The organism is Salinivibrio socompensis S35 (assembly GCF_000513715.1).
In the GTDB taxonomy this organism is placed as follows: domain Bacteria; phylum Pseudomonadota; class Gammaproteobacteria; order Enterobacterales; family Vibrionaceae; genus Salinivibrio; species Salinivibrio socompensis.
Window position 1 is genome coordinate 14871 of record NZ_AQOD01000071.1, and the last position, 18913, is coordinate 33783.

Here is an 18913-nt window from a genome sequence, read left to right on the forward strand (position 1 = left end):
GAGGTATTATGCGCTGTGATTTATACCTGGCCTCGGGCTCGCCTCGACGCCATGAACTGCTCACCGAAATGGGCGTCAATTTTTCTCGCGTTGTGGTCGATGTGGAAGAAAAGCAACACGCAGACGAATCCCCTTATGCTTATGTCTCTCGTCTGTCGCAAGATAAAGCGCGAGCTGGGGTAACACAAACGGGTGGGCACACCCCGGTACTTGGGGCGGACACCATTGTCGTTGATGGCGAGCAGGTATTGGAGAAGCCGATAGATAAAGCCGATGCGGCCCGGATGCTTAAACAGCTCTCTGGGCGAGAACACCAAGTGATGACGGCGGTGACGGTCGCCAATGCGATGAAGCAAATGACCACTGTTGTCACCACCAAAGTCTGGTTTTGTTCGCTGACGGATAAGGTAATTGATGCTTATTGGCAGTCAGGTGAGCCCGTCGATAAAGCCGGTGCATACGCAATTCAAGGGTTGGGCGGTAAGTTTGTGACCCGTATCGATGGCAGCTATCACGCCGTCGTTGGTTTGCCACTGTATGAAACCGAGCAACTGCTCAAACAATTTTCGGTCTGAGCGCACCAACGCGTGGCGCTAGGCCCCACTTTTGAGACATCGGGGAAACCATGAGTGCGGAACTGTTAATAAACGTCACACCCAGTGAAACCAGGGTGGCGATGGTAGAGGGGGGTAACCTCCAAGAAATTCACATAGAACGTGAAGCGAAACGCGGAATTGTAGGCAATATCTACAAAGGTAAAGTCAGTCGTGTTTTGCCTGGGATGCAGGCAGCCTTTGTCGATATTGGCTTAGATAAGGCCGCGTTTTTACACGCCTCTGATATTGTTCCTCATACCGAATGCGTATCAGAAAACGAGAAACAGCAATTCCAAGTTCGCGATATCTCCGAACTTGTCCGCCAAGGGCAAGATATTGTGGTGCAGGTGGTGAAAGACCCGCTAGGCACAAAAGGCGCGCGTTTAACCACTGACATAACCTTGCCCTCGCGCTATCTGGTTTTCATGCCTGGCGCGGCCCATGTGGGCGTATCGCAACGGATCGAGAGCGATCATGAGCGTAAACGCCTAAAAAGCATTGTCAGTGAGTATTGTGACGAGCTAGGTGGCTTTATTATTCGCACCGCGGCTGAAGGCGCAACCGATAATGAAATGGCACAAGATGCGGCCTTTTTAAAACGGTTATGGAACAAGGTATTAGAGCGACGGGCGCGGTATAAAACCAAGTCCATGTTGTACGGCGAACTTGCATTGGCACAGCGTATTGTCCGTGACTTTGTCGGCACCGAGTTAGATTTGATTCGGGTGGACTCCAAGCAGGCCTATGAAAAACTGCAAGAGTTTACCTCTGAATTTGTGCCTGAGCTGGCCGATAAATTAGCGTATTACGATGGAAATGCGCCCATCTTTGACATGTACGACACGGAAAACGAAATTCAGCGGTCGTTGGATCGCAAAGTACAGCTTAAATCGGGCGGCTATCTGATCATTGATCAGACCGAGGCGATGACCACCATCGATATTAACACTGGCGCATTTGTTGGACGCCGTAACCTCGATGAAACCATTTTTAATACCAATATTGAAGCCACTCGTGCCATTGCGCGCCAGCTTCGGATGAGAAACCTGGGCGGGATCATCATTATCGACTTTATTGATATGAGCACGGATGAGCATCGCCGCCGCGTGCTGCACTCGCTCGAGCAGGCATTGGGCCAAGACAGAGTAAAAACCAATATTAATGGCTTTACCCAGTTAGGCTTGGTGGAAATGACCCGTAAGCGCACTCGAGAAAGCATTGAACATGTACTGTGTGGCGGGTGTCCGACGTGTGATGGGCGTGGCTCGGTCAAAACGGTAGAAACCGTCTGTTATGAGGTGCTGCGAGAAATCACTCGGGTCAATCGTACCTATGACGCTGATAAGTTTGTTGTCTATGCCGCGCCGGCAGTGATTGAAGTGCTTGCGGGTGAAGATTCCCATTTGGTCGCCGAATTGGAAATATTTATCGGCAAGCAAGTCAACGTGAAGTCAGAGCCTTTATATACACAAGAGCAGTTTGACGTAGTAATGATGTAAACCATGACTTGGCTTAGAAAAAGTGTCAGCTGGTTGATGACCAGCGTGCTCAGCATAATCGTGATAACCGCCTTACTGATAGGCGGTTTGCGCTTTCTATTGCCCAATGTTGATCTCTTGCAAGCGCCGCTGAGGCAATGGGTGTCTGAACAAACGGGATTTAGTGCGCAGCTTGAGGGCATTGCCGGGCAGTGGCGTAACTTAACCCCCTCACTGACACTGGAAAACGTTTCCCTGGCGACGAGTGATAATGGCCCAGCGCTTTTAACAGCCCAACATATTGATCTACAACTTGATGTATTCGCGACCCTCATGCGCTGGCAACCGGTCTTTTCTCACGTGACATTAGACGGTGTAGTGCTTGATACCGGTCAGTTGCCAGAAAAAGACACGGACACGGACGTGCGCGACCGGCTTGAAGATCTCTTCTTGGCCCGCTTGGGCCAATTCTCGATACCGAGCGCTAAAGTGATCCTCGTTACTCCGTCGCTTGAGACTGAAGTGTTAACCATCCAGGATCTCTTTTGGCGCAACCAAGCGGGACAACATCAAGCACAAGCTCGAATAGGGGTAAAAGGGACCCAGTTAGAAGCCGTCCGCGTTAACGCGGCATTCACTGAAACGGAAGGGTTAGAGACCCTGACTGGCGATTTTTATTTAGCCAGTGAAGCGATGGATCTTGCGCCATGGCTGACGCAAACATTGACGCCTTCGGTGACCATTGATGCGGCGCGATTAGATGCACAAGCTTGGGTGCGAGTAGAAAGTGGTCAACCCCGTGATGCGTTGTTATCGATTGATGATCTCGCGCTCAAATGGCATGACGGTGTGCAAAAGGCAAAAACATGGGCGGTGAAAAATAGCCAAGTCCAACTGACCGCTGAAGGCGAACGCACGTGGCGAGTGGATACGGATGGCATATGGGTGAAGCAAGATGCGACCACTGCACCAGCGGTTTCTCGGTTGTCATGGCAAGGAACGGATGAAAATTGGCGTCTTAATGCGGCAGACCTTGATATTGCCTTGTTACGGCCTTTATTGGGTTTGGCGAGCCAGTCGGAACAACAGCATCGCATGGCGGCAGCGTTGGCACCGGCGGGTCAGGTTCAAACTTTAGCATTGAGCAAACAGGCGGAAACGCCATTACGCTATCAAGCGACTCTGACTGAGGTGTCAGCTGATCGGTGGGGCTATCTCCCGGCATTCAATGGCTTGAATGCTACTCTTTCTGGCGAGGGAGGCCGTGGCCAGGCACAGCTTGAACTTGGGGCGCAATCACTGCCATATGGCGATTTTTTTCAAGCGCCTTTACCGCTTAAACAGGGGAAGTTCACACTCAATTGGCAACACGCGCGCCAACGGTTATCGATTTGGAGCCAAGAGGCGGTCGTCAAGGGTGCTGATGTGCAAGGAACCGGTGCCTTTCGTCTCGACATTCCCGAGCAGGGGGCGCCATTTCTTGCGCTCTACGCCAATGCCGATGTGGCTGATGCCGGACAAACGTGGCGTTATCTGCCAACGCGTGCCCTGCCTGAATCACTGACCGGATACTTATCACGTGCCATTCAAGGGGGCCAAGCCCAGGGCAGTGAAATCCTCTGGTTTGGTGCCTTAGATAGTTTTCCATACCGTGGGCATGATGGCATTTTTCAAGCCAAGGTGCCGCTGCGCAATGGGGCATTGAGCTTTGATACCGCCTGGCCGACGCTGACAGAGCTTGATGCGACACTCTTGTTCGACAACGCAGGACTGACGATTGATGGCGATCATGTTCGCTTAAACGATGCAGTAAGTCATCAGGTTCAGGCAAAAATTGTGGACATGACGGAGCCAGAGAGTCGCCTTGAACTCGAGGCCTCGCTCTCGGCGACAGGTAGCGCGGTGCATCGCTATATGCTCGCCACCCCATTAGTGGATACGGTGGGTGCCGCATTGACCATATCAACGTCGACGGGTTAGTCAATGCGCAGTTAGGCTTGTCGATCCCGCTCAACGGTGAGCGGCCCCATGCCAGTGGTAAGGTGGCATTTTCGGGAAACCAAGTCACGATTCAAACGCCTGCCATGGCATTGGATAACGTCTCGGGCACGCTTGCCTTTGATGACGATGGGATCACGGCTCAATCGATGACCGCCCAGTGGTTGGGGCAAGCGATTAACATGGGGTTTAAGGGAAACGCTGTTCCTACTGGCTATCAGCTGGACGTCGACCTGGATGCGGATTGGGATATCGTACCGCTTCTCGAACGGTTATCGCTGCCGCTTAAGCCTTATCTTGCTGGTGGCGCACGCTGGCAGGCTGGGCTGGATCTTACCCTTAACGATACAGGGTTTGACTATCAGCTCGGCGTGGATGTCGATACCACACCTCTCCAGTCACAGCTGCCAGCGCCTCTGCACAAACCACGTTGGCAAAAAGGACAGGCACATATTGAAGCAACTGGTAACCGTGAAGGGTTAACGGGTCGTGTGCAGCTTCCTCAGGTGAATTATCAAGCACGGATTAACATGCAAGGGGCAACCCCGGAATTTGTGTCCAGTCAGTGGCAAGTTGGCGATAAACAACCCCCACTTTTGGCTACTCGCGGGCATCGTTTTGATCTGGTGCTTGAGTACTTGGATTTAGCCGCGTGGCATGCCGTGTGGAAACACGCGCGTCAAGCATGGCCAGATGGACAGCGTCAGTACCCTAAATTCCCCCTACCACATCGTGTGAATGCCAAAGTCGATAAATTATCAGCCGGGATACTCGCTTTCCATGACGTTTCAGTGGCCGCCCGGCAAAAAGCCAAGGGGTGGAATGTGTTGTTGGGCAGTCAAGAGCTTAGCGGACAGGTAAGCTGGCCAACAAAAGGCCGCTTAGCCGTCGATATCGATCACTGGCATATCAACCGCCAGCCGACCGAAGCGGTCAAACCTACGGATGCACCGTTATTTGATCCTGTGGATCCCCAAGCCACTGCCGTAGACCGAGCCTTGATGGCGGCTGTTCCATCGTCACGTCTTACGATTGACGATCTTTGGTTAGAAGGGTATCGGCTGGGACGCGTCGAGGCGGTTGTCGATAAGCAAGATCAACAGGTGACTCTCTCGTCACTGACGGTGGAAAGCGGGAATAACCATGCCACAGCCAATGGACATTGGCGGATTGATGAACAAGGACGCCATCAAACCGAACTCACCTTAGCGCTCGGTGGTGAAAGTACCTCTGATCTCATGGGACGGTTTGGCGTCAGTGGTGGAATCCAAGAGGCAAGCTTTACCACTCAAGCCTCGCTTGATTATGCCGGGTTACCTTGGCAAGCCGATATATCGAGCCTCAATGGCGAGGTGAGCGCTGATATCCAAGACGGTTACATCAGTGGTGTTGGCGGCGCCGGTAAGCTATTAGGACTATTTAGCCTAGATTCTATTTTGCGTAAAATTCAGCTCGATTTCTCGGGAGTGTTTGACGATGGACTGGCGTTTGATGACATCACGGGGCGGGCAGTGATCACAAATGGCGTCTTGGTCACCGATAATATCCGCATGGACGGCATCGCCGGTGATATGGTTATCAAAGGCATTGCCAATTTAGTGGAAAACCAAGTCAATGCGGATGTGCGTTTTACCCCGGATATTACCTCAGGGATCCCGGTGTTAAGCGCCTTTGCGGTGACCCCGCAAACCGCGCTATATGTCCTCGCGGTGACGACCGCGATTTCTCCGGTCATGGATGTGTTTACCCAAGTGCGTTATCAAGTGACCGGCTCGATTGGCACACCAGATATTCGGGAAGTGTCACGTAACCAAGAGGCGTTGGCACTTCCCCCCGAAGCGACTGAACGATTGCGCGAGCAGGCAGAAAAAGCCAAGGAGTGAGCATGATGAAAGCCGGTGTTATCCAAATGACATCCTGTGCCGATCCCGCCCATAACATGAAGACACTGCAAGCCAGTTTGCACCAGCTCAGTGATCAAGGGGTAAAACTGGTGCTGACCCCTGAAAATGCGTTGGTATTCGGCAGTAAACGTGATTATCAACGTCATGCCGAGCGACTCGGTCATGGCCCATTACAGCAACAACTTGCCGAGCTGGCGCACCGTTACGACCTTTGGTTGGTGATAGGTGCGTTTCCTATCCAAAACGACAATGGACTGCTGAGCAGTACCAGTTTAGTGTTCGATAATGCCGGTCATCTTCGAGGCGGCTACGATAAATTGCATTTGTTTGATGTCGAGGTGGCGGATGCGCATGGTCGGTATCGAGAGTCGGACTATTTTGCTGCTGGCGACCAATTGTCGACCGTTAACACGCCTTTCGGTTGCTTAGGATTAAGTATTTGCTACGACCTACGGTTTGCCCCTTTGTACCAAGCGTTACGTGCCCAAGGTGCGGACGTGATCACCGTGCCGGCAGCGTTCACCCGAGTGACCGGTCAAGCGCATTGGGAGCCGCTGCTACGCGCCCGCGCGATTGAAACCCAGTGTTGGATTATTGCCGCAGGTCAGTGCGGCGATCACAGTAAAGGACGACAAACCTGGGGACACTCAATGATTATTGATCCGTGGGGACAAGTGGTCACATCACTGGGGACTGACCCCGGCGTGACGTGGGCAGAGCTTGATTTGAGCGTGAGTGAATCCATTCGGGGCAAGATGCCCGTACTATCTCATACCCGGTTGCAAAGCCAACTGAAATAGCGCACCCTCGGCGCGTTATCTTTTTCTTTCGGCTGTCGAGTCGGCAGCCACAACCAAGAGTAAGCGAATGAGTCTGGAACAGGTCGAAGAAACCTTACTGCGCCCGGCGGGCGTGAGTGAGTCGCAACTTCATGCGACACTGGCGCACTTAAGCGGTCGCCAGATTGACTACGGCGATATTTTCTTCCAATCCACTTGGCATGAGTCTTTAGCGCTGGAAGATAGCATCATCAAAGACGGTTCCTTTAACATCGACCGCGGTGTCGGCGTCAGAGCCATTAGCGGAGAGAAAACCGGCTTCGCCTATTCTGATCAACTCACCGCCGACGCGCTGATGCAAAGTGCAACTGCTGCACGGGGGATTGCACCCGCGGGTGGACATGGCAAAGTCAGCGCCTTTCGTGCCGTCCAAGCGACGCCTTACTACGGGCCAATGGATCCGTTGGGAAGCCTGACCCGTGAGCAGAAAATTGATTTATTAAAAGAAATCGACAGCTATATTCGTGCCAAAGAACCACGTGTGAAAGAAGTGAATGCGAGCTTAAATGGCTTGTATGAACAAGTGCTGATTGCGGCGACTGACGGGACCTATGGTGCCGATATTCGCCCGTTGGTGCGCTTATCCGTTTCGGTGTTGGTTGAACAAGAGGGGCGTCGTGAGCGTGGCAGTGCAGGTGGCGGTGGCCGTTATGGTTACGAGATCTTTTTGCAAGAGCAGGGCGGAAAGTCTCGCGCGCTGCAATTTGCTGATGAAGCCATTCGTCTCGCGCTGGTCAATCTCCGTGCTGAAGCAGCTCCGGCAGGCACCATGCCTGTTGTCTTAGGCGCGGGTTGGCCGGGCGTGTTACTGCATGAAGCGGTCGGTCATGGTTTGGAAGGCGATTTTAACCGCAAGGAATCATCGGTCTTTACCGGTAGCCTCGGTGAACAAGTGACCTCGCCGCTGTGCACCATTGTTGATGACGGCACCATGGCCGATCGCCGCGGCTCGCTGAGCATTGATGATGAAGGCGTGCCAGGCCAGTACAACGTGTTGATCGAAAATGGCGTGCTCAAAGGCTACATGCAAGATAAGCATAATGCCAAACTCATGGGTGTGGCGCCCACGGGGAATGGTCGTCGCGAGTCTTATGCGCACTTGCCCATGCCACGCATGACCAATACCTATATGTTAGGTGGAGACAGTACACCGGAATCGATCATTGCCAGTGTCGAGCGTGGCTTGTACGCACCGAACTTCGGGGGCGGACAGGTTGATATCACCTCGGGGAAATTTGTTTTCTCCACCTCAGAAGCTTACCTGATTGAAAATGGCGAGATTACCACGCCGGTGAAAGGCGCGACTTTAATTGGTAGTGGCGTTGAAGCGATGCAGCAGGTATCGATGGTGGGCAATGATATGGCGATTGATCCTGGCGTTGGGGTGTGCGGGAAAGCCGGGCAAAGTGTGCCTGTTGGTGTTGGTCAACCGACATTGAAGTTAGATGCAATGACTGTTGGTGGCACCGAATCATAACCAATCAACGCCAGTGCGAGGCACTGGCGTCTTTTTTATAGGTTTTGGTCGTAAAAGCCTTTGAGATACTGGAAGATCTCGCGATAGGGCCTTGGGCGGTTTATTCTGTTGTTGCTCTTTTTGGGCCTGACGTGCCAGTTGGCGTAACCGCTGACGGTCGGCATCAGGGTACTGTAAGAGCGCATCACTAATCGCGCTATCGCCCTGGTCGACGATGCGATCGCGTAGCTGCTCAAGTTTCTGTAGCGCCATGCTATGTTGAGCGTGTTTGTTCTGCAGCTTATCGAGCGCGGCTTGAATAGGCTCAGGATCGCGCGATCGCATAAGCTTGCCCACGTACTGGAGCTGGCGTCGACGGGCTTCGTTTTTTAAACGTTGAGCGTCGATAATCGCAGAGAGCAAGTTGTCATCAAGCGGGAATTTTCTAATACCGCAGGTTTGAGTTTAACCAGCGCTTCGCCGAGCGTTTGTAAAGCAAGCATATCGCGCTTCATCTCGGACTTGCTGACCCAGATGATTTCTTCCTCTTCCTCCCAGGGAGCGGGTTTATTTTTACGGCCCATGTTCAACCTCAGTGAGAATGTGCAATGACACGTATGTTAACAAGAAACGCGCCCAAACGCGGGCTTTTTTATCATAGGCTCGCTGAGCTCACGATGTCGAACTCGAATGCGAATCAAAAAGGTCAACTATGAGTGTGAAACAACAGGTCGCTGAACAAGAACAGCAGCTTCGCCAAGCGGTGAGTCGTGCGTTAGATATGGCGTCGGCGCGAAGTGACCAAGCCGAAGTCGCCATAACTAAAAGTACTGGCATTAGCGTGAGCTCGCGAATGGGTGAGGTCGAAAATGTTGAATTTAATCAAGATGGGGCGCTCGGGATCACCGTGTATCGTGATCAGCGAAAAGGCAGTGCATCCACCACGGATTTATCCGAAAAAGCGATTGCTAAAACGGTCGAAGCTGCGTTAGAAATAGCCACCTATACCTCGCCCGATCCCTTTGGTGGTCCGGCCCCGAAAGACTTGATGGCGTTCGATTACCCAGATTTGGACTTGTTTTATCCTGATGAGCCCGAACCGGATACCGCCGCTGCATTGGCGATTGAAGCCGAGCAAGCGGCGCTGAATCATGACAGCCGGATAAAGTTCAGTGATGGTGCCAGCTATGATAGCCATTATGGGATCCGTGTCTATGGCAATAGCCACGGTATGCTCGGGAGTTACCCTTCAAGTCAACAAGCGTTAAGCTGCTCGGTGATTGCGCAGAGCGAGGGGGGTATGGAACGTGACATGAGTTATACCGTGGCGCGCGATAAAGCTGATTTATGGACGCCTGCATTTGTTGGGATTGAAGCGGCCAAACATGCGGTTGCCCGTCTGAATCCGCGCAGTGTATCAACATGCCAAGTGCCGGTGATGTTTGATCGCAGTGTGGCAACCGGGCTGTTCGGTCATTTGGTGATGGCGATTAGCGGCTCGGCGCTGTACCGCAAATCATCGTTCTTACTAGATAAAAAAGACGAGCAGATTTTTCCGCATTGGCTCACTATTAATGAGCTCCCCCATGTGCACAAAGGGGCTGCCAGTGCGCCGTTTGACAGCGAAGGGGTGATCACGCAAGACAGGCGCATTGTTGAGCAAGGGGTATTAAAAACCTACCTAGCGACCAGTTATGCCGCTCGTAAGCTTGATATGGCACCAACTGGTCATGCCGGAGGGATTCATAACTGGTACGTAAGCCACACGGGCCAAGATACGGATGCGATGCTCAAAACCTTAGGAACCGGGTTACTGGTCACCGAACTGATGGGCCAAGGTGTGAATCCGGTGACAGGGGATTACTCACGCGGTGCCGCTGGGTTTTGGGTGGAAAAGGGTGAAATACAATACCCAGTTAGCGGGATCACCATCGCTGGAAACTTGAATGATATGTTTGCCAATATCGTCGCCATCGGCACTGACATTGAAACCCGCAGTCAGATTCAAACCGGATCGATAATTATTGATTCAATGAAGGTGGCCGGCGAGTAAGGTGGTTTAGCTTCTCGACCGCGCCTCTTTGCAACCATGACTTGGCAACCATCACTCGGCAAAAAAACGAGGTAATAAAGACCAAGCACGAGCGATCTCGTGCTTGGTCTTTTTTCTTAGACGGTATCTGTTTTATCCGGCGATAAAAGCGATTAAGACCGCACCAAGCACCAGACGATAGATGACAAAAGGGAGCATCCCCACGCGCGTGACTAATTTCAAAAACGCGTGAATACAGGCATACGCACTGACAAATGAGACCAACACGCCGACCCCTATCGGGCTAATGTAACGGGCTCAGAGCTGGTTGCAAGCTGCAAACCAAGGTAAGAGCCTGCCAAGGTGATGATCGGAATCGACATCAAAAACGAGAACCGTGCCGCGGCTTCACGTGTGTAACCGAGCATCAAGGCGGCGGTGATGGTCGCGCCAGGAGCGCGATGTTCCCGGGATCAATGCTAGCGCTTGCGCGATACCAATAAACAATGCTCGCGACTTGGTGGTTTGGTACTCGTCATTGGCAAGCCGTGCGTGACGATCGGCCCACCACAATAGGGCGCCAAATACCAAGGTAGTGGTGGCAATCACCCACACCGAGCGTAAGTACAACGCTATCAAGTCTTTTAGGAACAATCCCGCGAGACAAGCAGGAATGGTCGCTAACACGATCATCCAGGCTAATTGACTATCGCGGCTGTGTTTTCCGGCCAAGGATGCGAAAAATGCGCCGAGCAAATTCCAGACTTCACGGCGAAAATACCCGATGACGGCGGCCAAGGTACCCACATGCACGGCGACATCAAACGCCAACCCTTGATCGGCCCAACCAAACAACTGAGGAGAGGATCAGGTGCGCAGAGCTGGAAATGGGAAGAAACTCAGTCAGTCCTTGAATCAATGCTAAAAAGAAGGCTTCGAATAGGCTCATGGTGATTAACTGTCCTTCAAATAAGCAGGGGAATCAATGGGCCACAGAGGCTGGTGCTGGTCAAACGCCTCCCAAAGTTGGGCGAAGGTACGGCCATCACCGGGCACGGCTTGCGTCGGACACAGTTCAGCAAGCGGCCAAAGGGTAAAAGCAAATTTATAGATATCGTTGCGGGGCAAGGTCGGGCCACTCGATTGGCAGTGCTCCCCAAAGGTGAGCAAGTCGATATCCAAGGTACGATCGCGATACTTAATATCATTACGCTGGCGGCCATACTGACGCTCGATATCACGGATGGCCTGCCAAAAGGTGTCTAATGGCTGGGAGGTGTGAAGTTCGGCAATCAGATTATAAAAATTAGAGCCTTCAAACCCGACCGGCTCTGCTTCAAAAATGCGTGAAAATCGGCACTGTGGGTCGAGTTGGCGCAGGGCGTGAACCGCCGCTTCTATATGAAAATCGCGCTCAATGTTTGAGCCGATACTGACTAATGCTTGTGTCACCGTGTGCCTCGCTCTATGACAACGCCTACCGATTGTGCGGGCGCTACGGCGCCGGGTTTGTCGACGCGGACTTTAACCCAAGGCACGCTAAACTGAGATTGGACCAGGCTCGCGACTTCTTCGGCGACGCGTTCGATTAAGGCACAGCGGCTAGCTTGAACGTGGGCAATAATCGCCTCACTGACGCTCGCGTAATCAAGCGCAAGGGCGACATCGTCCTGTTGGGCCGCGGGGCGGTTGTTGTGCGCCATTTCAATATCGAACACTAACTTTTGCTGGATGGTTTGTTCCCAATCGTAAACACCGATCGTGGTGTACACGTCGAGTTGTTCTATGAATACGGAATCCATGTTTTTTCACACTCCGTGACAGGTCGGATACCACTGTGGTAAGAAAGTTCGTATCATTGGATGTGTCCATTGACAGGCGGATACGTAATACGTTCCGATCCATGATAGGTTTATCGATGAACGTGAGCGCACTATAGCAACGAATGCGGCACAAACTCTAGGAATTTCACATGACTGCACTGGCCATTGCCATCATCATCGCTGCCTACTTACTCGGCTCTGTATCTAGTGCAGTCCTGGTTTGTCGTGCCTTTTCTTTACCCGACCCCAGAGATCAAGGGTCTAAAAATCCAGGCGCGACCAATGTCTATCGGCTCGGTGGGCGGTTTGCCGCGGTATTGGTGCTATTATGCGACATGCTCAAAGGGACGATCCCGGTGTGGCTGAGTTACTTAATAGGCATCAACCCCTTTTTACTCGGCTGATCGCCATTGCTGCCTGTCTTGGCCACATTTACCCGGTATTTTTCCATTTTCGCGGTGGGAAAGGGGTTGCGACTGCGCTGGGAGCGATGGCACCGATCGGGTTAAGCCTTACCGGATTGCTGGTCGCCACTTGGGGCTGGTACTCGTCGTGACAGGCTATTCGTCATTAAGCGCGATCGTCACCGCGATTGTCGCTCCCCTGTTCACTTGGTGGATTAAACCGCAATTTACCATGCCCGTGGCCATGCTCTCTTGCCTGATTTTATTTCGTCATTACGACAATATCCGGCGGTTGCTGGAAGGTGAAGAAAAGCCTGTTTTACTGCGCTGGTGGCGGCGAGAGCGGTAGTTTAGGCTAGGCCTAGCAAGGATAGCATCGCGTGTTGACTAAAAAAGACAGCCTATGGCTGCCTTTTTTTGGTGGTACGATGTTGTAGCGATTTTGCGACTTGTTATCACGTGTTGCTGTTAGTCGATCTGATCACTACCGACAGCCGCGAGCGTGTCTAATGGCCAACGAGGCTGGGCTTTGACGCCGAGTCCCATATGCTCACCATTTTTAAGTCGTTGCATGCCCGCGTAGGCGATCATCGCGCCGTTATCCGTGCAAAACTCAGGGCGAGGATAAAACACATCACCACCACGCTTTTTCGTCAGCATGTCGAGCTTATCACGTAGGTGACGATTAGCACTGACACCTCCAGCAACCACTAAACGGTTCAGGCCGCATTGGTCTAAGGCGCGCTTACACTTAATCGCCAAGGTGTCGACCACCGCCTCTTGAAATGCATAGGCGATGTCTGCTCGGGTTTGATCGTCGGTGTCGTTAGCGGTAATGGTGTTGGCTGCGAAAGTCTTGAGGCCGGAAAAGCTGAAGTCCAAGCCCGGCCGGTCCGTCATGGGACGCGGAAAGGTAAAGCGGCCATGGGTGCCTTTTTCGGCGAGCTTAGACAATAATGGGCCACCCGGGTAATCGAGATCCATCAACTTAGCGGTTTTATCAAACGCCTCACCGGCCGCATCATCAATCGATTCACCTAAAATACGGTATTGGCCAATGCCTTTCACCTCGACCAATAAGGTATGGCCGCCTGAGACCAGCAACGCAACAAAAGGAAAAGCGGGCGGATTATCTTCAAGCATGGGCGCGAGTAAATGACCTTCCATATGGTGGACACCCACGGCGGGCACTTGCCAGGCATACGCAAGACTACGACCAATGGTGGATCCAACCAGTAACGCACCTACCAAACCTGGACCGGCGGTATAAGCGATGCCATCGAGTTGGTCGGGCGTAAGGTTCGCTTGCGCCATAGCCGCCTTAATTAACGGCAAGGTTTTTTTGACATGATCGCGTGAGGCCAGCTCGGGCACGACGCCGCCATAATCGGCATGCAGTTTTACCATGACGTGTAAAGTTGGTAGTGACAAAAGGCCTGCCTGATCGTCGTAGATCGCAACGCCGGTTTCGTCACAAGATGTCTCTATGCCTAAAATGCGCATCATAACCTCAGGTTAACAGCCGATAGATTGTGTATTTAAGATCATTGCCCACATGATATAATGCGGTGATCAAAGCGGAGAAGAGAGTGTCAGAACAGACTGACCGTGCGTGCAATCTTACATGGCTTAGAAGTAATTCGCTAGATGCGCTTTACATTCACCCCTTCTTCGGATTAGAATTTCGCACCATTTTTAATCAAGGCTGGCCAATTGTTCGCCAGCAGTAACTGACAACCCCCGAGGTGAAAGGCACATGCCAGTAGTTAAAGTACGTGAAAACGAACCATTTGACGTAGCACTGCGTCGCTTTAAGCGCTCTTGTGAAAAAGCAGGTATTCTTTCTGAAGTTCGCCGTCGTGAGAACTATGAAAAGCCAACTACCGTTCGCAAACGCGCTAAAGCCGCTGCTCAAAAGCGTCACCTGAAAAAGTTGGCACGCGAAAACCAACGCCGCGTACGTATGTACTAATAACGATAGATTCAGGAAAATGCTATGGAATTGCTTGAACGTCTAAAAGAACGCGCAAAAAACGGCGATGAAACAAAAAGACAAAGCGCGCCTCGGTACGCTTCGTCTGGTAATGGCAGCAATCAAGCAGCAAGAAGTGGATACGCGTCAGTCGCTAAGCGATGATGAAATCCTGGCTGTGTTGACCAAAAATGTAAAACAGCGCCGTGATTCCGTAGCTCAGTACCAAGCAGCCGGTCGTGATGATCTTGCCGATGTAGAGCTCGCTGAGATTGTGGTGATAGAAGAATTTCTACCCCAGCCTCTGAGCGATGACGACGTCGACGCATTGGTGAAAGCAGCCGTTGAAACAACGGGTGCATCGTCAATGCAAGACATGGGCAACGTCATGGGGGTATTAAAACCTCAAGTGCAAGGCCGTGCTGATATGGGGAAAGTAAGCCAGCGTGTCAAAGCACACCTAGGCTAGACTTTTCCCACTTTATAACAAGCCGTGCTTTCCATTATGGACGGCGCGGCTTGTTTGCTTCTCTCCTTATAAATTTCAGGTTATGGCAGGCAGAATCCCGCGCGCATTCATTGATGACTTGCTTTCACGTCTCGACATCGTTGAGATCATAGATGCACGGGTCAAACTCAAGAAAAAAGGCAAAAACTACAGTGCCTGTTGCCCGTTCCATAACGAGAAAACCCCCTCATTCAGTGTGAGCCAGGATAAGCAGTTTTATCACTGCTTCGGATGTGGTGTGCACGGTAATGCGATTGATTTTATGATGGAATTCGAGCGGCTCGAATTTCCAGAAGCGATCGAAGAGCTAGCCAGTGGCCTGGGTTTAGAGGTACCTCGCGAGCAGTCGTCGGGTGGCCCCGCTCGGCCTAGTATGCCAAGTGATGACAAGCGCCAAATCTACGAGATGATGGAAGCCATTGCGCGTACTTACAGCGGTGAGTTACGCACCGATGCTGGGCAAGTGGCTATCGATTATCTCAAACAGCGTGGATTGTCCGGAGAAGTGGTAAAACAGTTTGGTGTCGGGTTTGTGCCTGACCAATGGGATACCATTAAGCGACGTTTTGGGCGTAGCCAAGCCGATCAGCAACAACTGTTAACGGCAGGGATGCTGATTGAAAATGACAATGGTCATACTTATGACCGTTTTCGTGGCCGCATTATGTTCCCGATTCGCGATCGGCGTGGTCGCGTGATTGGTTTTGGTGGCCGGGTGTTGGGAGATGGCACGCCAAAATACCTTAACTCTCCAGAAACCCCGATCTTTCATAAAGGTCGTGAGTTGTATGGGTTGTATGAAGTGATGCAGTCTTATCGCCATCCAGAACGTATTTGGTTGGTAGAGGCGTACATGGATGTGGTGGCGTTGGCGCAATTTGGCGTTGACTACGCGGTTGCCTCATTGGGGACCTCCACCACAGGTGAACATATTCAAACCCTGTTCCGTCAAACCGGTACTATACTGTGTTGCTACGATGGGGATCGTGCCGGTCGTGATGCCGCATGGCGTGCGATGGAGCAAGCGCTGCCTTATATTCATGATGGCCGACAGCTGAAGTTTATGTTTTTGCCCGATGGCGATGATCCTGACTCCATGATCCGCCAAGAAGGGAAAGACGGTTTTGAGCAGCGCTTGAGCGAGGCGCAAAGTTTATCGACCTTTATGTTTAATACCCTGCTCAAGCAGGTGGATACCAGTAGCCGAGAAGGCAAAGCCAAGCTCGCCAACTTAGCGGTGCCGCTGATTGAGAAAGTGCCGGGTGATACATTACGCCTGTATTTACGTAATACCTTAGGGCAAAAGCTCGGTATCATGGATGATCACCAGCTAGATACGCTGATCAGCCGACAAGGACAACCAGGTTAAGGTTAVGTTCATGGTCAGCAAGACATCAAACGCACACCAATGCGTGAGGTGATTGCCTTATTGGTACAATACCCGATGCTCGGTCAAGAAGTGCCGCCGTTACCCTCGGCAGACACTATTGACTTACCTGGGCTAGCATTGTTAAACCCGATCCTTGAGATCTGTCGACAGCGCCCCCATATCACTACCGGTCAGTTGCTAGAGCACTGGCGGGGAACCAAACAAGAAGCCTTGTTAGCCCGTTTGGCTGGCTGGGAGCTCTATGTTGACGATGATAATGCGTCAGAACTTTTTTGCGATTCACTGGATAAAATACTTGCCCAGTGTGTCGAACAACAAATAGCCAAGTTGCAAGCGAAGTCAAATACCGTCGGCTTATCAGTCGAAGAGAAGCGGGAACTGATGCTACTCATACAGAGCCAGTCCGTTTAGAAAGTAGCCAGCAAAGGTGACATTTGTTAAAATTGGCGGTTTGCGTTTCCGCATACTAAATTCTTCACTCAGACCCGAAGTTGGATATCGTCTATGGATCAAAATCCGCAGTCACAGCTAAAGTTGCTTGTCGCAAAAGGCAAGGAGCAAGGCTATCTGACCTATGCCGAAGTTAATGACCACCTCCCGGAAGACATTGTCGATTCCGACCAAATAGAAGACATCATTCAGATGATTAATGACATGGGCATTCAAGTGGTGGAAGCCGCGCCAGATGCCGATGAGCTAATGATGTCAGAAACCGTGGCCGACGAAGATGCAGCAGAAGCTGCGGCGGCAGCCTTATCGAGTGTGGAAAGCGAGATTGGTCGCACCACGGATCCTGTGCGCATGTATATGCGTGAAATGGGGACGGTCGAGCTATTGACCCGTGAGGGCGAGATCGATATTGCCAAGCGTATCGAAGATGGCATCCACCAAGTGCAGTGTTCGGTGGCGGAGTACCCGGCCTCGATTGCTTCGCTGCTTGATCAATTCGACAAAGTTGAAGCCGAAGAGCTTCGCTTAACCGATATCATTTCGGGATTTATCGATCCCGAACAGGATAATATCGCCCCGACTGCGACTCATATCGGCTCCGAGCTCAGTGAAAAAGAGCTGGATGACGAAGATGACGACGACAAAGACGATAGCGACGACGATGAGAGTGAAGAAGATGTCGGTATCGACCCTGAACTCGCACGTGAAAAGTTCAGCGAATTGCGTCGTACTTATTCGGCAATGGAAACCGCGATTCAGCAGTACGGGCGTTATGACGACCGCACGAAATCATCGATCGAAGAATTGTCTGAGATATTTAAACAGTTCCGTCTGATCCCCAAACAGTTTGATCGTCTGGTTAATGATATGCGCCAGACCATGGACAAGGTACGTACCAAGAGCGTTTGGTGATGCGTCTTTGTGTCGATCAGGCGAAAATGCCGAAAGAAAACCTTCGTGCAATTATTTGCTGGTAACGAGTCGTCAGATGCATGGATTGACCAAGCACTTAATTCAGGCAAGCCTTACGCCGAGCGTGTTGCACGTTACGAAGAAGATCTTCGCCGTTGTGTGCAAAAGCTAAAAATCATCGAAGACGAGACAGGCCTGTCGGTTGAGCGTATCAAAGATATCAGCCGTCGCATGTCCATTGGTGAAGCCAAAGCGCGCCGTGCAAAGAAAGAAATGGTTGAGGCTAACTTGCGCTTGGTGATTTCGATTGCAAAGAAATACACCAACCGCGGCCTGCAATTCTTGGATCTTATTCAAGAAGGTAACATTGGCTTGATGAAAGCGGTGGATAAGTTCGAATATCGCCGTGGCTATAAATTCTCAACATACGCAACTTGGTGGATTCGTCAGGCGATCACTCGGTCGATTGCTGACCAAGCACGGACCATTCGTATTCCGGTGCATATGATTGAGACCATTAACAAGCTCAATCGTATTTCGCGCCAAATGCTTCAGGAAATGGGCCGTGAGCCTTTACCTGAAGAGTTGGCTGAGCGGATGCTGATGCCGGAAGATAAAATTCGTAAAGTGCTGAAAATTGCCAAAGAGCCTATCTCAATGGAAACGCCGATTGGTGATGATGAAGATTCACACTTGGGTGATTTTATTGAAGATACCACGTTGGAGCTGCCTATGGATTCGGCGACGTCGAATAACCTTAAAATGGCAACCAACGATGTCTTGGCTGGCCTGACGCCACGTGAAGCCAAGGTACTGCGGATGCGTTTTGGTATTGAAATGAATACTGATCATACGTTGGAAGAAGTGGGTAAACAGTTTGATGTCACCCGTGAGCGTATTCGTCAGATTGAGGCCAAAGCGCTACGTAAACTCCGTCACCCTAGCCGCTCAGAAACTCTGCGCAGCTTCTTGGACGAGTAGGCGATAGGCTTTTAGCACCAAAACAAGCGATTAGCACCAAAACAAAAAAAGGCGAGCCAGTGGCTCGCCTTTTTCTTGTCTATGATACGGACAAACTAATACGGTTGGCATGTCGCCGTTACTCTGCGCGTACTAAGTGATAAACAGTGTGGCCAAGCCTAAGAAAGCCA

Annotated in this window: 10 protein-coding genes and 7 pseudogenes; 12 read left to right on the forward strand and 5 right to left on the reverse strand. The window is 51.6% G+C overall.

Annotation, left to right across the window (positions count from 1 at the left end; translation table 11 throughout):
- The first annotated feature begins 8 nt into the window (after nucleotides 1-8).
- From DZ54_RS0109015 to tldD, 5 genes and pseudogenes are all read left to right on the forward strand, one after another.
- Nucleotides 9-575, forward strand: coding sequence for a Maf family protein (locus DZ54_RS0109015; RefSeq protein ID WP_025673831.1), 567 nt, complete (start codon nucleotides 9-11; stop codon nucleotides 573-575).
- A 50-nt stretch (nucleotides 576-625) separates the two neighbouring features.
- Nucleotides 626-2095 carry a ribonuclease G gene (rng, locus tag DZ54_RS0109020; RefSeq protein ID WP_025673832.1) on the forward strand — a complete coding sequence of 490 codons (1470 nt, stop codon included), beginning with the start codon at nucleotides 626-628 and terminating at the stop codon, nucleotides 2093-2095.
- Between the two features lie 36 nt (nucleotides 2096-2131).
- Nucleotides 2132-5955, forward strand: a pseudogene (locus tag DZ54_RS27685) (YhdP family protein).
- 2 nt (nucleotides 5956-5957) lie between these two features.
- Nucleotides 5958-6776 carry a carbon-nitrogen hydrolase family protein gene (locus tag DZ54_RS0109030; RefSeq protein ID WP_025673833.1) on the forward strand — a complete coding sequence of 273 codons (819 nt, stop codon included), beginning with the start codon at nucleotides 5958-5960 and terminating at the stop codon, nucleotides 6774-6776.
- Between the two features lie 67 nt (nucleotides 6777-6843).
- Nucleotides 6844-8292 (forward strand): metalloprotease TldD, encoded by a 1449-nt coding sequence (tldD, locus tag DZ54_RS0109035; RefSeq protein WP_025673834.1) that lies wholly within the window; start codon nucleotides 6844-6846, stop codon nucleotides 8290-8292.
- A 35-nt stretch (nucleotides 8293-8327) separates the two neighbouring features.
- Here tldD and yjgA read toward each other — a convergent pair.
- Nucleotides 8328-8855: pseudogene (yjgA, locus tag DZ54_RS20410) on the reverse strand (ribosome biogenesis factor YjgA).
- A gap of 128 nt (nucleotides 8856-8983) precedes the next feature.
- On the opposite strand from yjgA, the gene pmbA reads away from it, so the two are divergent.
- Nucleotides 8984-10324 carry a metalloprotease PmbA gene (gene pmbA, locus DZ54_RS0109045; protein ID WP_025673835.1) on the forward strand — a complete coding sequence of 447 codons (1341 nt, stop codon included), beginning with the start codon at nucleotides 8984-8986 and terminating at the stop codon, nucleotides 10322-10324.
- A gap of 132 nt (nucleotides 10325-10456) precedes the next feature.
- Here pmbA and DZ54_RS20415 read toward each other — a convergent pair.
- The 3 genes and pseudogenes from DZ54_RS20415 to folB all read right to left on the reverse strand — a co-directional run bounded on the left by DZ54_RS20415 (nucleotide 10457) and on the right by folB (nucleotide 12105).
- Nucleotides 10457-11252: pseudogene (locus DZ54_RS20415) on the reverse strand (undecaprenyl-diphosphate phosphatase).
- Between the two features lie 5 nt (nucleotides 11253-11257).
- Nucleotides 11258-11755 (reverse strand): 2-amino-4-hydroxy-6-hydroxymethyldihydropteridine diphosphokinase, encoded by a 498-nt coding sequence (folK, locus tag DZ54_RS0109055; protein WP_025673836.1) that lies wholly within the window; start codon nucleotides 11753-11755, stop codon nucleotides 11258-11260.
- Complete coding sequence (folB, locus tag DZ54_RS0109060; RefSeq protein ID WP_025673837.1) at nucleotides 11752-12105, reverse strand: dihydroneopterin aldolase; 354 nt, start codon at nucleotides 12103-12105, stop codon at nucleotides 11752-11754. The genes folK and folB overlap by 4 nt, the downstream gene beginning before the upstream one ends.
- Before the next feature lie 170 nt (nucleotides 12106-12275).
- On the opposite strand from folB, the pseudogene plsY reads away from it, so the two are divergent.
- Nucleotides 12276-12682, forward strand: a pseudogene (gene plsY / locus DZ54_RS20420) (glycerol-3-phosphate 1-O-acyltransferase PlsY).
- Nucleotides 12661-12879 (forward strand): glycerol-3-phosphate acyltransferase, encoded by a 219-nt coding sequence (locus DZ54_RS27425; RefSeq protein ID WP_420804848.1) that lies wholly within the window; start codon nucleotides 12661-12663, stop codon nucleotides 12877-12879. Before plsY ends, DZ54_RS27425 begins: the two are co-directional and overlap by 22 nt.
- 119 nt (nucleotides 12880-12998) lie before the next feature.
- Here DZ54_RS27425 and tsaD read toward each other — a convergent pair whose 3' ends face one another.
- Nucleotides 12999-14033 carry a tRNA (adenosine(37)-N6)-threonylcarbamoyltransferase complex transferase subunit TsaD gene (tsaD, locus tag DZ54_RS0109070; RefSeq protein WP_025673838.1) on the reverse strand — a complete coding sequence of 345 codons (1035 nt, stop codon included), beginning with the start codon at nucleotides 14031-14033 and terminating at the stop codon, nucleotides 12999-13001.
- Between the two features lie 253 nt (nucleotides 14034-14286).
- Between tsaD and rpsU the strand changes: the two genes are divergently transcribed.
- From rpsU to rpoD, 4 genes and pseudogenes are all read left to right on the forward strand, one after another.
- A complete protein-coding gene (gene rpsU, locus DZ54_RS0109075) occupies nucleotides 14287-14502 on the forward strand; it encodes a 30S ribosomal protein S21 (RefSeq protein ID WP_021022685.1) in 216 nt (71 codons plus the stop codon).
- 24 nt (nucleotides 14503-14526) lie between these two features.
- Nucleotides 14527-14971 (forward strand): annotated as a pseudogene (locus tag DZ54_RS20425) (GatB/YqeY domain-containing protein).
- Nucleotides 14972-15053: 82 nt separating this feature from the next.
- Nucleotides 15054-16811, forward strand: a pseudogene (gene dnaG / locus DZ54_RS20430) (DNA primase).
- A gap of 93 nt (nucleotides 16812-16904) precedes the next feature.
- Nucleotides 16905-18743 (forward strand): annotated as a pseudogene (gene rpoD, locus DZ54_RS20435) (RNA polymerase sigma factor RpoD).
- The last annotated feature ends 170 nt before the right edge of the window (nucleotides 18744-18913 follow it).

What these genes read in the sequence shown, in the direction of transcription:
- DZ54_RS0109015 (WP_025673831.1), top strand. Translation starts at nt 9, where the DNA reads ATGCGCTGTGATTTATACCTGGCCTCGGGCTCGCCTCGACGCCATGAA.
- rng (WP_025673832.1), top strand. Translation starts at nt 626, where the DNA reads ATGAGTGCGGAACTGTTAATAAACGTCACACCCAGTGAAACCAGGGTG.
- DZ54_RS0109030 (WP_025673833.1), top strand. Translation starts at nt 5,958, where the DNA reads ATGATGAAAGCCGGTGTTATCCAAATGACATCCTGTGCCGATCCCGCC.
- tldD (WP_025673834.1), top strand. Translation starts at nt 6,844, where the DNA reads ATGAGTCTGGAACAGGTCGAAGAAACCTTACTGCGCCCGGCGGGCGTG.
- pmbA (WP_025673835.1), top strand. Translation starts at nt 8,984, where the DNA reads ATGAGTGTGAAACAACAGGTCGCTGAACAAGAACAGCAGCTTCGCCAA.
- folB (WP_025673837.1), bottom strand. Translation starts at nt 12,105, where the DNA reads ATGGATTCCGTATTCATAGAACAACTCGACGTGTACACCACGATCGGT.
- tsaD (WP_025673838.1), bottom strand. Translation starts at nt 14,033, where the DNA reads ATGCGCATTTTAGGCATAGAGACATCTTGTGACGAAACCGGCGTTGCG.
- rpsU (WP_021022685.1), top strand. Translation starts at nt 14,287, where the DNA reads ATGCCAGTAGTTAAAGTACGTGAAAACGAACCATTTGACGTAGCACTG.